General features: G+C 71.0%; 13 protein-coding genes. 3 read left to right on the top strand and 10 right to left on the bottom strand.

Translation table 11 applies throughout. From position 1 onward, the window contains the following. The first annotated feature begins 20 nt into the window (after positions 1-20). Entirely contained in the window at positions 21-1,370 is a 1,350-nt protein-coding gene (gene aroA, locus ACJ512_RS06440; RefSeq protein WP_407689459.1) for a 3-phosphoshikimate 1-carboxyvinyltransferase, read from the top strand. Next, on the top strand, positions 1,367-2,347 hold the full coding sequence (rsgA, locus tag ACJ512_RS06435; RefSeq protein WP_407689458.1) for a ribosome small subunit-dependent GTPase A: 981 nt from the start codon (positions 1,367-1,369) through the stop codon (positions 2,345-2,347). The genes aroA and rsgA overlap by 4 nt, the downstream gene beginning before the upstream one ends. 70 nt (positions 2,348-2,417) lie before the next feature. Here rsgA and ACJ512_RS06430 read toward each other — a convergent pair whose 3' ends face one another. The 8 genes from ACJ512_RS06430 to ACJ512_RS06395 all read right to left on the bottom strand — a co-directional run bounded on the left by ACJ512_RS06430 (position 2,418) and on the right by ACJ512_RS06395 (position 12,283). Continuing rightward, on the bottom strand, positions 2,418-4,139 hold the full coding sequence (locus ACJ512_RS06430) for a GMC oxidoreductase (protein WP_407689457.1): 1,722 nt from the start codon (positions 4,137-4,139) through the stop codon (positions 2,418-2,420). Further along, the gene (locus tag ACJ512_RS06425; RefSeq protein WP_407689456.1) at positions 4,136-5,626 is read right to left on the bottom strand and encodes a flavin-containing monooxygenase; all 1,491 of its coding nucleotides are present in this window, start codon (positions 5,624-5,626) and stop codon (positions 4,136-4,138) included. The genes ACJ512_RS06430 and ACJ512_RS06425 overlap by 4 nt, the downstream gene beginning before the upstream one ends. 101 nt (positions 5,627-5,727) lie before the next feature. Continuing rightward, entirely contained in the window at positions 5,728-6,792 is a 1,065-nt protein-coding gene (locus tag ACJ512_RS06420; RefSeq protein ID WP_407689455.1) for an AraC family transcriptional regulator, read from the bottom strand. A 36-nt stretch (positions 6,793-6,828) separates the two neighbouring features. Further along, positions 6,829-8,079 carry a fatty acid desaturase family protein gene (locus ACJ512_RS06415; protein ID WP_461479998.1) on the bottom strand — a complete coding sequence of 417 codons (1,251 nt, stop codon included), beginning with the start codon at positions 8,077-8,079 and terminating at the stop codon, positions 6,829-6,831. 97 nt (positions 8,080-8,176) lie between these two features. Next, on the bottom strand, positions 8,177-9,325 hold the full coding sequence (locus ACJ512_RS06410) for a ferredoxin reductase (protein ID WP_407688486.1): 1,149 nt from the start codon (positions 9,323-9,325) through the stop codon (positions 8,177-8,179). Between the two features lie 82 nt (positions 9,326-9,407). Further along, positions 9,408-9,929, bottom strand: coding sequence for a DUF6912 family protein (locus tag ACJ512_RS06405; RefSeq protein ID WP_407688487.1), 522 nt, complete (start codon positions 9,927-9,929; stop codon positions 9,408-9,410). Next, a complete protein-coding gene (ppk2, locus tag ACJ512_RS06400; RefSeq protein WP_407688488.1) occupies positions 9,926-10,813 on the bottom strand; it encodes a polyphosphate kinase 2 in 888 nt (295 codons plus the stop codon). Before ppk2 ends, ACJ512_RS06405 begins: the two co-directional genes overlap by 4 nt. A 54-nt stretch (positions 10,814-10,867) precedes the next feature. Further along, positions 10,868-12,283 carry a WS/DGAT/MGAT family O-acyltransferase gene (locus tag ACJ512_RS06395; protein ID WP_407688500.1) on the bottom strand — a complete coding sequence of 472 codons (1,416 nt, stop codon included), beginning with the start codon at positions 12,281-12,283 and terminating at the stop codon, positions 10,868-10,870. Positions 12,284-12,461: 178 nt separating this feature from the next. Between ACJ512_RS06395 and ACJ512_RS06390 the strand changes: the two genes are divergently transcribed. Continuing rightward, on the top strand, positions 12,462-13,007 hold the full coding sequence (locus tag ACJ512_RS06390) for an Rv3235 family protein (RefSeq protein ID WP_407688489.1): 546 nt from the start codon (positions 12,462-12,464) through the stop codon (positions 13,005-13,007). A gap of 3 nt (positions 13,008-13,010) precedes the next feature. Here the strand turns inward: ACJ512_RS06390 and ACJ512_RS06385 are convergent, their stop codons facing one another. Together ACJ512_RS06385 and ACJ512_RS06380 are read right to left on the bottom strand one after the other, a co-directional pair. After that, positions 13,011-14,168 carry a cation:proton antiporter gene (locus tag ACJ512_RS06385; RefSeq protein ID WP_407688490.1) on the bottom strand — a complete coding sequence of 386 codons (1,158 nt, stop codon included), beginning with the start codon at positions 14,166-14,168 and terminating at the stop codon, positions 13,011-13,013. Between the two features lie 4 nt (positions 14,169-14,172). Then, a complete protein-coding gene (locus ACJ512_RS06380) occupies positions 14,173-14,655 on the bottom strand; it encodes a cation:proton antiporter regulatory subunit (protein WP_407688491.1) in 483 nt (160 codons plus the stop codon). Between the last annotated feature and the right edge of the window lie 48 nt (positions 14,656-14,703).

Genomic DNA, 14,703 nt, shown 5'->3' with positions numbered 1-14,703 from the left:
CGACAGGCAATGATGGACCGGTGAGCACCCAGCCGTGGCCGGCCCCCCACGCGACCGCACCTGTGCATGCGACCGTGACCGTCCCGGGATCGAAGTCGCAGACCAACAGGGCGCTGGTGCTGGCCGCGCTGGCGGCCGCGCAGGGTCAGGGCTCCTCGACGATCAGCGGGGCGCTGCGCAGCCGCGACACCGACCTGATGATCGGGGCCCTGCGCACCCTCGGCCTGCGCGTCGACGGGACCGGGTCCGAACTGACGGTGAGCGGCGGGGTCGCCCCGGGGCCCGGCGCGCGGGTCGACTGCGGCCTGGCGGGCACGGTGTTGCGTTTCGTCCCGCCGCTGGCCGCGCTGGCCGACTCGGTGGTCGAGTTCGACGGCGACGAGCAGGCCCGCGACCGGCCCATCGCACCGCTGCTCGACGCGCTGCGCGGGCTTGGGGTCCGGATCGACGGCACCGGGCTCCCGTTCCGGGTCCACGGCGGCGGGTCGGTCGCCGGGGGCACCGTGGACATCGACGCGTCGGCGTCGTCGCAGTTCGTGTCCGGCCTGCTGTTGTGCGCGGCGTCGTTCCAGGAGGGCCTGACCGTGCAACACACGGGTTCGACGCTGCCGTCGGCCCCCCACATCGCGATGACCGTGGTGATGCTGCGGCAGGCCGGGGTGGACGTCGACGACTCGATTCCCGATCGCTGGCGGGTGCGGCCGGGCGCGGTGACGGCCCGGCGCTGGGAGGTCGAGCCGGACCTGACCAACGCGGTCGCGTTCCTGGCGGCGGCGGTGGTCACCGGCGGAACGGTGCGCATCACCGGCTGGCCCGCGGCCAGCGTGCAACCGGCCGACCACCTCCTCAAGGTCTTGGCTGCACTCGATACCTTTGTCACCCAGTCGGATTCAGTGCTGGAGGTGCGGGGTTCGGCGGACTACCCCGGTTTTGATGTCGACCTGCGCGCCGTCGGCGAGCTCACGCCGACGGTGGCGGCACTCGCGGCGCTGGCCGCGCCGGGATCGGTGTCGCGCCTCTCCGGCATCGCGCATCTGCGGGGCCACGAGACCGATCGGCTCGCCGCGCTGCGCACCGAGATCAACCGCCTGGGGGGCGATTGCGCCGAGACGCCCGATGGCCTGGTGATCACCGCGACGCCGCTGCACGCCGGTACCTGGCGCGCGTATGCCGACCACCGGATGGCGATGGCCGGTGCGATCGTCGGGCTGCGGGTGCCCGGGGTCGAGGTGGACGACATCGGCGCCACCACCAAGACGCTGCCGGAGTTTCCGCAGCTATGGGCGCGCATGCTGGACCCCGGCGACGATGCGGGCCGCGGTGGCGGCCCGAGGAGGAGTCGGGCAATCGGGGAAGAGCCCGGCGGTTGAGGCGCGGCGATCTCGACGAGTCCGACGTCAAGGTCCGCTCCGGAAGGGGGTCGCGACCGCGAACCAAGACCCGTCCGGAGCACGCCGACGCCGAAGCCGCCATGGTGGTCAGCGTCGACCGCGGCCGCTGGGGGTGCGTGCTGGGCGGCGACCCCGGTCGCCCGGTCACCGCGATGCGGGCCCGCGAGCTGGGGCGCACCCCCGTCGTCGTCGGCGACGAAGTAGACCTGGTCGGCGACCTGTCGGGGCGGCCGGACACCCTGGCCCGCATCGTGCGCCGCGGGGAACGCCGAACGGTGTTGCGGCGCACCGCCGATGACACCGACCCCAGCGAGCGGGTGGTGGTCGCCAACGCCGACCAGCTGCTGATCGTGGTGGCGATGGCCGACCCGCCACCGCGCACCGGCCTGGTCGACCGCACGCTGATCGCCGCCTACGCCGGCGGGCTGAAGCCGATCCTGTGCCTGACCAAGACCGACCTCGCCCCGCCGGAGCCGTTCGCCGAGCTGTTCGTCGACCTCGAGCTGACGGTGGTCGTCGCGGGCCGCGACGACCCGCTGCTCGCGGTGGCGGACCTGCTCGCCGGCAAGATCACCGTGCTGCTGGGGCATTCCGGGGTCGGCAAGTCTACGCTGGTGAATCGCCTTGTCCCCGAGGCGGAACGGGCCGTCGGCGAGGTGACCGACATCGGTCGGGGCAGGCACACTTCCACCCAGTCGCTCGCGCTGCCCCTGCAGGGTTCCGGCTGGGTGATCGACACCCCGGGCATCCGCTCGTTCGGGCTGGCCCACATCGAGCCCGACGACGTGCTGATGGCCTTCGCGGACCTGGCCGACGCGATCGGCGACTGCCCGCGCGGCTGCGGGCACATGGGGCCGCCCGCCGACCCCGAGTGCGCGCTGGACGCGTTGTCCGGGCCGGCCGTTCGCCGCGTGGCCGCGGCGCGCCGGCTGCTGGCGGCGCTCCATCAGGCCTGAGGCCCCGCCGAGGGCGCGTGTCTGCACAACGACACGCCGGGTAGGACATACATTTTGCGCACGCTCGCCCTCAGTCCGACCGGGCCGGCCGTAGCGCGCCCGGCGCCCCGTCGGGGACGGCGGGGTTGACCGGCGCTACGGGCGCGACGCGCACGTAGGGCGAACCCAACGGCGGCCGCGGATCGGGCTCGCCCCTGTTCGGCCACAATGCGGCGGCGCGCTCGGCCAGCGCGGTTATCGTGAGCGACGGGTTGACGCCCAGGTTCGCGGTGATCGTGGACCCGTCGATCACGTGCAACCCGGGATGCCCGTGCATCCGGTGGTAGGGGTCCACGACGCCGTCGGCCGCGGTCTCGCCGATCACGCAACCGCCGATGAAGTGACCCGTCATCGGGATGTCCGCCAGATCCGCCCAGGCGCCGCCGGCGATGCCGTCCATGTACTCCGCCGCGCGCCGGGCGACCTCGTGGCCCACCGGGATCCACGTCGGGTTCGGCTCGCCCACGCCCTGCCGCGTCAGCATCCGCCGCCCGAACGGACCGCGCCGGGTGTAGGTGGTCAGGGAGTTGTCGTGGGTCTGCATCACCAGCAGCGGGATGGTCTGTTCCGACCAGTTCCTCGGGTTGAGCAGGCGGGTCAGGTCACGCCGTTGCCGCACAAGCTCTTTCATCCCGGTCCGCCAACGCCGTCGCCCGTCCAGCGCGTCCAGGCCGTCGACCAGGACGGTGCCGAGCAGCCCCATCAGATTGGAGTCGTGGCCGTAGCGGCACGGCTCCACATGAGTGTGGCCGTCCGGGTGGATCGACGACGTGATCGCCACGCCCTCCGAGTAGTCGACGTCGTCGCCGCGCGCCCGCACCGCGAGGATCGCCTCGGAGTTGGTGCGCGAGAGCTCCCCGAGCCGGGGCGAGACGTGCGGCAGGCTGCCGCGGTCGCGTAGCCGGTGCAGCAGCCGCTGCGTGCCCAGGGCGGCGGCCGAGAACACCACCTGCTGCGCGGTGAACGTAGCGCGTCGCCGGCGCAGCTTGCCGCCGGTGCGGCGGGCGACGACGTCGTACCCGCCGTCGTGACGCGGCCGCACGTCGACAACGGTGGTCAGCGGATGCACTGTCGCACCGAGCTTTTCGGCCAGATACAGATAATTCTTGACCAACGTGTTCTTCGCGTTGTGCCGGCACCCCGTCATGCACTCGCCGCAATGCAGGCACGCCTTGCGGTCCGGGCCGGCCCCGCCGAAGTACGGGTCACCGACCGCGGCACCCGGCGCGGCCTGATCGCCGTCCGCGCCGCCGAAACACACGCCAACCGGGGTGGCGTGAAACGAGTCGGCGATGCCGAGGTCGGTGGCGACCTGCAGCATCACCTTGTCCGAGGGCGTCATCCGCGGATAGGTCGCGACGCCGAGCATCCGCTTGGCCTGGTCGTAGGCGGGCGCGAGTTCGGCGCGCCAGTCGGTGATGCCGCTCCAGCGGGGGTCGGCGTAGAAGGGGTCGCCGGGCTCGTAGAGGGTGTTCGCGTACACCAGCGAGCCGCCGCCCACCCCGGCGCCGCTGAGCACCACGGCGTCGGAAAGCAGGTCGATCCGCTGGATGCCGTAGCAGCCGACGGAGGGCTTGAACAGGTAATCGCGGACATGCCAGCTGTTCTTGGCGAAGTCCTCGTCGCGAAAACGCCGGCCGGCCTCCAATACGCCGACCCGGTAACCCTTTTCGCTCAGCCGCAGCGCCGTGACGCTCCCGCCGAAGCCCGAGCCGATCACGAGCACGTCGTAGTCGAACGACGCCCGGGTCACGCACCGACCTCCTGGGGGGCCGAAGCGGGGAGGATCACGTCGAACTCCGCGAAACTCACGGTCTGGGTGCGGCGCTGGTATTCGCGGACCAGACCCGGCCAGTTGGTGGTGACGCGTCCGGAGGCGACGCGGTACCAGGACTCGCACGTCGTCCACACGCCGGCATCGAGGCGGGACTGCACCTCGGCGTCGTAGGCCTGCTCCACGGCGCGCCGCACCTCGAATGCGCGGGCCACGCCGCCGCGGGCCAGCCTCTCGACGATCTGGCGGATGTAGCGGGCCTGCTGCTCCATCATGAGGATGATCGAGCTGCTGCCGAGGTTGGTGTTCGGGCCGTAGATCAAGAACATGTTCGGGAAGCCCGGCACGGCCATGCCCAGGTGGGCGCGCGCCCCCTCGGCCCACTCGGAATGCAGGTCGCGCCCGTCGCGGCCGGTGATCGTCATCGGGGCGAGGAATTCGGTGGCCTTGAACCCGGTGCCGTAGACGATGACGTCCGCCTCGTGCAGCCGGCCGTCGGCGGTGCGCACGCCCGTGGGCGTCACCTCGGTGATCGCGGCGGTCTCGACGTCGACGTTGTCGCACGCCAGCGCCGGATACCAGTCGCTGCTGAACAGCACGCGCTTGCAGCCGATCGGGTAGTCGGGGGTGAGCTTGGCCCGCAGCACCGGATCCTTGATGTGGCGCCGCAGGTTCGCCGCCGCGACGATGCCGATCAACCGGGCGAGCGGGGCGACCCGGGTCAGCGCGAGCCCGAAGAACTCCGAGATCTCCCAGATCAGCTGTCGCATCGCGGCGGCGAAACCCGGCACACTCCGGAACGCGGCGCGGTGCGCGCCGGTGTAGCCGCGGTCCGGCTTCGGCACGACGTACGGCGCGGAGCGCTGAAACACCGTGACATGCGCGGCGGCCCGGCGAATGCGCGGCACGAACTGGATCGCCGACGCGCCGGTGCCCAGCACCGCGACGCGCTTGCCGGTCAGGTCGACGTCGTGGCGCCACTCGGCCGAATGGAAGGACGGCCCCGCAAAGGCGTCGAGACCGGGGATCTGCGGCAGGGCCGGCCGCGACAGCTGGCCCACCGCGGGCACGAGCACCTCGGCCTCGAGCACCTCCCCCGACGAGGTCGTCACCCGCCACGTGGCGGTGCCGTCGTCGTAGCGGGCCGACGTCACCTCGACACCCGTGCGCACCAGATCACGCAGACCGAACCGGTCGGCGGTGTCACGAATGTAGCCGAGGATGTCGGGCTGCTCGGCGTAGCGGCGACCCCAGTCCGTCTTGCGGGCGAACGAGTAGGAGTACAGGTTCGACGGCACGTCGCAGGCGGCACCGGGATAGGTGTTCGCCCGCCAGACGCCGCCGACGTCCCCGGCTTTCTCCAGCACCGTGACGTCGGCGAGCCCGTCCTTGGACAATTCGTAGGCCGCGGCGAGGCCGCCGAAGCCGGCGCCGATCACCAGGGCGCGGGGACGACGAAGAGGCATGCCTGACAAATTAGGAGCAAGCGGGGCGATCGCCCAGGCGATTGCGGACCGCAAATCGATGATTCCGGCCACGGGGGCCGGGTTCGACCGGGGGCCCGGGTTCAGACGGCCACCGAGCGCGCGCGCGGCGCCACTTTCCGTTGATAGCGCGCGGGTGTTGTGCCCGTCCACCGCTTGAACGCGGCGATGAAGCTGGTCGCCTCGGCGTAGCCCAGCCGCAACGCGACGTCGTCCACCGAGAGTGCACCCGTGGCCAACAGCTCCTCCGCGAGCACCCGGTGGACCTCCTCGGCCAGGTCCCTGAAGGTCGTGTTCTCCTCGGCGAGACGCCGCCGCAGCGTGCGCTCACTCATCGCCAGCTGCCGGGCGACGCCGGAGATCGTGTGCGGCTTGCCGTCGATCGACGCCAGTCGTTCGCGTACCCGGCGGGCCACCCCGGTCCGCGCTCGACGGCGTTCCAGCAGTGCGTCGCACTGCTGCTCACACATCGCCACGCTGATCTCACTCGCCTGGGGTAGCCGGTCGTCGAGCAGCGCGGCCGGCCAGGAGGCCACCGTGACCGGCGAGTGGTATCGCGGCGTCACGCCGAACATCTGGCGGGCCGCCGCATCGCCCGACGCCGGCGCCGGACCCGCGAACTCGACCGACGCGAACGGGACGGTCCTGCCCAGCGATTCGGCCATGACGCGGGCGATCGCCGCCAGGTCACGCCGGGTGAGGAACTCCGCGACCGGGCCGGTCAGGTCGGGCAGGTCGAGCCGCAACGCCGCCAGCGGGCCGTCCACCGTGACGCTGGGCAGGCAGAACCCGTAACTGAGCTCGTAGAACCGGGCCGCGAACCGGACGGCGTCGCCCAGCGTCGAGCTGGTCAGGCAGGCGAAGCCGAAGATGCCCAGCGATCCCACGTGATAGCCGCCGCCCACGCGCACTCCCAGGTTCGCCGGGTCGCCCAGCCGGTCCACCAGGTTCGCCGCGACCGCCAGCTCCTGGCGCCCGGTGATCATCCGCCGGTGGTCGCGCAGGTCGGATTCGGACAGCCCGGACCCCTCGAGCACCTCCGCGGCCGCCAGCCCGTTCTCGCGGCCGAACTCGGTCATCAACGCGGCGCTGGCCGTGTTCCGCGGGAAGTCCCAGTGCGAGACCTGTTGTCCGGCGAAGACCTTCACGAATCCCAGTATGGCCGGACGCTTCCCGCGGCCAGGTCAGGCGGCGGACTTCCTGCGCCGCCATCCCCGCACCGTGGCGATCGCGGTCTTGAGCCCGCGCCGGCGCCCCGTCGCCGGGTCGGTGCCGGCGAAGCCGGGCCCCAGTTCGGCGAACATCCGCTCGCTGCGGGTCTCCGGCGCGTCGTCGGCGCTGTCGCGCAGGTACTTGTCCGGCAACGACAGCTTGGCCAGCGTGCGCCAGGTCTTGCCGTACTGCACCAGGAACGGTCCCGTGGTGTAGGGCAGGTCGTACTTGTCGCAGAGCTCGCGCACCCGCACCGAGATCTCGGCATACCGGTTGCTGGGCAGGTCGGGGAAGAGATGGTGCTCGATCTGGTGGCACAGGTTGCCGCTCATGAACCGCAGCGCGGGCCCGGCGTCGAAGTTGGCGCTGCCCAGCATCTGGCGCAGGTACCACTGGCCCTGGGTTTCGCCGATCATGTCGGTGGTGGTGAACTTCTCGGCGCCGTCGGGGAAATGGCCGCAGAAGATGACCGCGTTGGCCCACACGTTGCGGATCACGTTGGCCAGCGCGTTGGCCTTCAGCGTCGAGGTGTACGTCGCCCCGGGCGACAGCGCGGTCAGCGCGGGGAAGGCGACATAGTCCTTGAGCACCTGCCGGCCGGCCTTGGCCAGGAACTCTTCAGTCCGTTTCCGGGCCTCGTCCTGCTCCATCCGGCGCTTGGCGATCTTGCCGAGCTCCACGTGCTGCAGGCCGACGCCCCACTCGAAGAGCAGGGCCAGCATCGTGTTGTAGACCAGGTTGAAGACGTTGAAGCGCTTCCAGCGCTGGTCGCGGGTGACGCGCAGCAACCCGTAGCCGACGTCGTCGTCCATCCCGAGGATGTTGGTGAACTTGTGGTGCACGAAGTTGTGGGTGTAGCGCCAGTGCTTGGAGGACCCGCTCATGTCCCACTCCCACGTCGAGGAGTGAATCTCGGGGTCGTTCATCCAGTCCCACTGGCCGTGCATGACGTTGTGGCCGATCTCCATGTTCTCGACGATCTTGGCCACGCCCAGCGTCACGGTGCCCGCCCACCAGGCCGAACGGCGCGAACTGGCCGCCAGCAGCAGCCGCCCGGCCACCTCGAGGGCGCGCTGGGCGGCGATCGTGCGGTGGATGTAGCGTGCGTCGCGCTCGCCGCGCGAGTCTTCGATGTCCCGGCGGATGGCGTCGAGCTCGACCGCCAGGCTTTCGACGTCGGCATCGGTCAGATGCGCGAATACGTCGACGTCGGTAATCGCCATCGTCCTCAACTCCTGTGGTTGATCGGGTGGTTGGCCACGGGACCCCTCACCTACGTTATCGTAACCTACGAATCCGTAGGTTACCTGTGAGTAGCGCTTAGATGTCGACCACACAATCGCCGGATGCCGCCGACACGCAGGTCTGGATGCGGCTCCCGGGATCGTGCTCGCGGCCGGTTCGCAGGTCGCGCACGTGGCCGTCCACCAAGCTCACCACACACGACTGGCAGATGCCCATCCGGCAGCCGTAGGGCATCTGCACCCCGGCACCCTCCCCCGCCTCCATCACCGACGTCGCGGCATCCGCGGCGACGGCGCGCCCGCTGCGCGCGAACGTGACCGTCCCCCCCGCCCCGGCCGGCGCCGCCTTGGCCATCGCGAACCGCTCCAGGTGCAACCGGTCGCCGATGCCGGCCGCCGACCACACCTTCTCGGCCTGGGCGAGCATCCCCTCGGGCCCGCACGCCCACGTCTGGCGTTCGCGCCAGTCCGGCACCTCCCCGTCGAGCCCGGCCAGGTCCAGCCGCCCCTGGACGCGGGTCTCGCGCACCCGCAACCGGTAGCCCTGCCGGCCGGCCGCCAGCGCGGCCAACTCGGCACCGAACATCACCTCGGCTTCGGTGGGTGCCGAATGCAGATGCACGACATCACTGATCTGGTTGCGGCGCAACAGCGTTCGCAACATCGACATCACCGGCGTGATGCCGGACCCGGCGGTGAGGAACAGGATCGACGACGGCGCCGGATCGGGCAGGACGAAGTTGCCCTGCGGGGCCGCCAGCCGCACGATGGTGCCCGGCGCGACACCGGCGACCAGATGGGTGGAGAGGAACCCCTCGGGCATCGCCTTCACGGTGATCGTGACCGTGCGCGACGAACCGGAGTGCGCGGCCGGGCTCGACGTCAGCGAATACGACCGCCAGCGCCAGCGACCGTCGATCGGCACGCCGATCCCGATGTACTGGCCCGGCTGGTAGTCGAAGCTGAAGCCCCAGCCCGGTTTGATCACCAGCGTCGCGGAGTCCTCCGTTTCGCGGCGCACCTCGAGGATGCGGCCCCGCAGTTCGCGGGCGGACCACAGCGGGTTGGCCAGGCGCAGGTAGTCGTCGGGCAGCAGCGGCGTGGTGATGCGGGCCGCCATCGTGCGCAGCGCGTGCCAGGCGGGGTGCCGGTCGGCGCCGGCGACGGTCGGCCGCGTGGTCTCGACGACGTTTGCGGTGACCGGGGGGAAATATTTCTTGCTCATCGCAGGCTCCTGTCCACGGGTCGCTCCACCAACCTACGGTACCGTAACTTACGGTCCCGTATGCCAGGTGTGCCGCATCCGGTCACAGCAGCTCGAGCAGGAACGGCAGCTCCTGGGCGGCGTACCAGGCCAAGTCGTGGTCCTGCGCGTCCCCGACGGCCAGTTCGGCATCCTCGTCGCCGAGGTCCGCGGCGTCTATCGCCTCGATCGCCGTGACGACGTCCGGCTCGGCCTCGACGGTGTCGACGTAGGCGGCGATGACCCGGCCCATCGCGATCGGCGCACCGAGTTTGACGACGGCGTCGTCGAGATCGGGGCGGTGTTCGGCCCCGGATTCGCCCAGGTCGGCCTCGGCGGCCAGCACCGCGCGCCGCGGCGGCAGGTCCTCGGTCCCGGCGTCGCGCTCCGCCGCCAAAAGGCGCAGCGACGCCAGCGCCGCCTCGCGCAGCGCCACCTCGGCCAGTTCGTCGTCGTCGCCCTCGGCGTAGGCCTCGCGCAACGCCGGTGTCACCGCGAACGCGATGCCGCTGACCGGCGTCAGCTCCCCGTGCGCGACCAAGTGCTGCAGCATCGCCAGCGTGGCCGGAATGTAGACGTGCGTCATCCGCCGGGCCGGTCCCCGATCAACGTTGCCGCGTAGTCCGCGACGTATTTCGACAACTCGCGCGGCGGCCGCTGGTAGTTCTTGGCTTCCAGCGGGAGTTTCGGCAGCTTGATCTTGGGCCTTTCGATGTCGTGGTATTCGATCGTGGACAGCAGATGGGCCATCATGTTGATCCGGGCGTGCTTCTTGATGTCCGATTCCACGACATACCACGGGCTGACCGGGGTGTCGGTGTGCACCATCATCTCGTCCTTGGCGCGCGAATAGTCCTCCCACCGATAGACCGACTCCAGGTCCATGGTGCTGAGTTTCCATTGCCGCACAGGGTCGTTCACGCGCGCCTTGAACCGGCGCAGCTGCTCGGCCTCCGACACCGAGAACCAATACTTGCGCAGCAGGATCCCGTCCTCGGCCAGCATCTGCTCGAAGATCGGCGTCTGGCGCAGGAACAGCACGTACTCCTGCGGCGTGCAGAACCCCATGACCTTCTCGATGCCGGCGCGGTTGTACCACGACCGGTCGAAGAGCACGATTTCCCCGTGGGCGGGCAGGTGGGCGATATAGCGCTGGTAATACCACTGCCCGCGTTCCCGATCGGTCGGCACCGGCAGCGCGGCGATGCGCACCATCCGCGGATTGAGATATTCGGTGATCCGTTTGATGGCACCGCCTTTGCCCGCGCCGTCGCGGCCCTCGAAGATGACGACCAGACGCGCCCCGGTATTGCGCACCCATTCCTGCATCTTCACGAGTTCGGTTTGCAGCCGGAACAATTCGGCCTCGTAGACGGCGTCGGGGATCTTGGGCGCCGCCGGCGCGGATTTCTTCTTCTTCGCCTTCTTCTTCGCCTTCGCCGGGGCGGCGTCGCCGGTCGCGGTGCTCACAGGAACGAATGCTATCCCTCCACGATTCGCCGGCACCATCTTTCGCGCCGTGCCCTAACGGGAGGCGTCCAGGAGTTCCTCGAGCGACTGGTTCAACAGGTCGGGCAGCAGGTCGACGTCGCTCATCGCGTCGCGGTCGGCGTTGATCCCGAAATACAGCATGCCGTTGTACGACGTCACGCTGATCGCCAGCGCCTGGTCGTTGAGCAACGGCGGCACCGCGTAGGCCTCCAGCAGCTTGGTGCCGGCGATGTACATCTGTGACTGCGCCCCAGGGGCGTTGGTGATCAACAGGTTGAACGTCCGCTTGGAGAAACTGGGGAAGCTGGTGGCGACGCGGACGCCCATGGCGTGCAGGGTGGGCGGCGCGAAACCCGACAGGGTGATGATGGTCCTGGCGTCGACCGCGCTGGCGGCGGTCGGGTTGGACTCGGTGGCGTGGGCGATCTGCGACAGCCGCACCACGGCATTGGGCTCCCCCACGGGGAGGTCGACCAGAAACGGCGTGACCTGGCTGATCATCTGCCCCGGCCCGGTGGCGTCGAACTGGTCTTCGGCGTAGACGGACAGCGGCGCCATCGCCCGCACGGTCGCGGTCGGCGACACCGGTTCCCCGCGCGACAGCAGCCAGTTGGCCAGCGCGCCGGCCACCACGGCCAGCACGACATCGTTGACGTCGCAGCCGTAGCGCGCCCGCACGGTCCGGTAATCCTCGAGGCTGGCCCGCGCGACCGTGAACCGGCGGTTGCGGGAAACGGTGGCGTTGAGCGGGCTGCTGGGCGCCGTCCCGCGCGCCGCCGCACGCGCGAGGTGCACCACGCGGCGGCCCACGTTGCGCAGCTCGCCGTGGTTGGTCACCGCCGCGGCCACCACCGACCCGACGGCCTGCAGCTGCGTGCCCGGGCCCCCCACCCAGTCGCCCAGCGCGCCCAGCAGCAGCCGGGTGTTGCCGGGGTCGCGTTCCGGAACCCAGATGTCCTCGGGGAACGGCGGCGGGCGCCGCGTGCGGTCGGCGATGACGTGGCCGATCGACAGCGCCGTCACGCCGTTGATGAGGGCCTGATGGGACTTGGTGTAGAGGGCCAGGCGGCTGCCGGCCAGGCCCTCCACGAGGTAGGCCTCCCACAACGGGCGCGACTTGTCCAACGGCCGCGCGGCAAGCCGGCCGATCAGCTCGTGTAGTTGCTCGTCGCTGCCGGGCGAGGGCAGCGCCGAGCGCCGCACGTGATAGGTGATGTCGAAGTCGCTGTCGTCGATCCACACGGGCCTGGCCATACCGACGACCTCGCGCACCTTCTGCCGGTAGCGCGGCACCTGCGGCAGGCGTTGCTCGACGGTTGCCAGCAGCGACTCGTAGCTCAGGCCGGCGCGTGGCCGGCGCAGGATGTACAGCGACCCGACGTACATCGGGGTGGAGGTGTTCTCCAGCCGGAAGAACGACGCGTCCGAGGGGGACAAGCGGGTCACCATTGCCGCCCCGTCCTCCTTGTCATCCGTTGCCACACCGCTGTTCTCGCCCACGGTAACCGCACAACCGGCGCACAGCACGGCGCGGGTACGCGTGAGGTCGCGTTGTGTCATGATGACCGGTGTCTGCCCCTCTCCAGCAGGCTTGCCCACCAACCATCGGTTGACTGGAGAGTGCGCATTGTCCGTTCATCCCGTCGTGCGGCCGTCCGGCCCGGACGCGTTCGCCGTGACGCCCGTCGTCGACTACGAGCCCCCGACGCGCGACGTGCCCGGGTGCCGGCACCCGTCGGCGGTGTCGCCGCGGCGGCGCGGCGCCCGCGCGCCGCTGCGCCGGCACGACGGACCACCCGGCGCCCCGCCGTCCGGCGGCACGACCCTCTCGCCGCGGATGCGGCAGGCGGCGATCTTCGCCGACGCGGCGCTGCGCCGGGTCCTCGAGGTCATCGACCGCCGCCGTCCCGCCGCCCAGCTGCAGCCCGTGCTCGCGCCCGGCCTGGTCGACTCGGTGCTCGCGGTGGGCCGGGCCGGCGCCGGGCGTGACGGCGCCGCCGTGCTGCGCCGGATACGGCTGCAGCCGGCGGGGCACCGCGACCCGGAAGCGGCCGCCGAGGTCTTCGGCTCCTACAGCCGCGGCAACAGGGTCCACGCCATCGCCTGCCGCGTGGAGCAGCTGCACGCCGGGGGCCGGTCCCGATGGCTGGTGGTGGCGCTACACATCGGTTGAGGGCTACTGCGGCGAGCCGGCCCCCTCCGGCAGCGGGCCGCCGGTGAACCGCGCCAGCACCGGTCCCGCGATCGCCATCACGAAGACGTACGACGTCGCCAGCGCGGCCACGCCGGGGATGGTCGCGCCGATCAACCCGATGATGACCAGGGAGAACTCGCCGCGGGCGATCAGCGCGGTGCCCGCACGCAGCTGGCCGCGCCGCGCCACCCCGTCGCGGCGGGCCGCGATCATCCCGGTGAGCACCTTCGTCGCCGCGGTCACGACGGCCAGCACCAGGGCGGCCGGCAGCATCGGCAGCAGCTGCTGCGGGTCGACCGAGAGGCCGATCGACAGGAAGAACGTCGCGGCGAACAGGTCGCGCAGGGGTCCCAGCACCTTGCGGGCCCGGTCCGCGGTGTCCCCGGTCAGCGTCAGACCCACCAGGAAGGCGCCGACGGCGGCCGATGCGTGCACCGACTCGGCGAGCGCGGCCACCATCAGGGTCACCCCCAGCACCCGCAGCAGTAGTTGCTCGGAGTCGGGATGCGTCACCAGCCGGCCGAAGTGGTGGCCCCAGCGGTAGGACGCGGTGAACGCCGCGACGAGGGCGACGATCGCGGCGACCATGCTCGCGATCGCCACCGGCCAGGTGCCGCCGGAGGCCAGCACCGAGAACAGCGGAAGGTAGGCCGCCATCGCGAAGTCCTCGAGCACGAGCACCGACAGCACGGCCGGCGTCTCCCGGTTGCCGAGCCGGCGCAGGTCTTCCAGCAGCCGCGCGATCACTCCCGACGAGGAGATGTAGGTGACCCCGGCCAGCGACAGGATGGCGACACCGTCCAGCCCCAGCAGCCAGCCCGCCACCGCGCCCGGTGTGGCGTTGAGGACCACGTCGGCGCCGGCCGACGGCAGGTGGTGCCGCAGGCTGCTGGCGAACTCGGTCGCGGAGAACTCCAGTCCCAGGGTCAGCAGCAGCAGGACGATGCCCAGCGAGGCGGCCGTGGTGATGAACCCGCCCGCGGCGGCCACCGGCCAGATGCCGCCGTTGCCCAGCGCCAGGCCGGCCAGCAGGTACAGCGGTATCGGCGACAACGCGAAACGGCGCGCCAGGGCCCCCAGCACCGACAGCACTGCCAGGAGAGCGCCGAGCTGGAACAGCAGCGCCTCCGAAACCTGCACGGGCTCAGCCCTTGTCGACGATTTGCTCGACCCCGGCGATGCCTTGTGCGGTGCCGATGACGATCAGGACGTCCTGGGCGCGCAGCACCTCGGCGGGACCCGGCGAGGCGAGCACCTCCTCGTTGCGCACGATCGCGACGATCGAGGCCCCGGTGCGGGTGCGCGCGTGGGTGTCGCCCAGCGGATGGTCGGCGAACGGGCTGCCCGCCAGGATGTGGACCTGCCCCGTCTCGAGCCCGGGGATCTCGCGGGCCAGTTCGGTGAACCGCTCGGCGATCCGCGGCGCCCCGAGGATCTGGGCCATGGCCTCGGCCTCCTCGTCGGTGAGGCACAGCAGCGGTCGCGCCTGGTCCGGGTCCTCGCGGGCGTAGACGACGACGTCGAAATCGCCGCTGCGCCGGGCGATGATGCCGATCCTGTCACCCTTGTGGTCGGTGAACTCGTAGCGGAGGCCGACGCCCGGGAGCAACACCTCGTTGACATCCATAGCGTCGATCGTTCCAGGTCCGACCGGCGCTGCGGTAGTCCGACCCTC

Source organism: Mycobacterium cajalii (assembly GCF_045809005.2).
Lineage (GTDB): Bacteria > Actinomycetota > Actinomycetes > Mycobacteriales > Mycobacteriaceae > Mycobacterium.
The sequence above is the reverse complement of the archived record's forward strand: the minus strand, read 5'-3'. Positions and strand labels throughout refer to the sequence as shown.

Coding starts and splice junctions, on each gene's coding strand:
- ACJ512_RS06425 (WP_407689456.1), bottom strand. CDS start 5,626: ATGCCTCTTCGTCGTCCCCGCGCCCTGGTGATCGGCGCCGGCTTCGGC.
- ACJ512_RS06415 (WP_461479998.1), bottom strand. CDS start 8,079: ATGGCGATTACCGACGTCGACGTATTCGCGCATCTGACCGATGCCGAC.
- ACJ512_RS06410 (WP_407688486.1), bottom strand. CDS start 9,325: ATGAGCAAGAAATATTTCCCCCCGGTCACCGCAAACGTCGTCGAGACC.
- ACJ512_RS06405 (WP_407688487.1), bottom strand. CDS start 9,929: ATGACGCACGTCTACATTCCGGCCACGCTGGCGATGCTGCAGCACTTG.
- ACJ512_RS06395 (WP_407688500.1), bottom strand. CDS start 12,283: ATGGTGACCCGCTTGTCCCCCTCGGACGCGTCGTTCTTCCGGCTGGAG.
- ACJ512_RS06380 (WP_407688491.1), bottom strand. CDS start 14,655: ATGGATGTCAACGAGGTGTTGCTCCCGGGCGTCGGCCTCCGCTACGAG.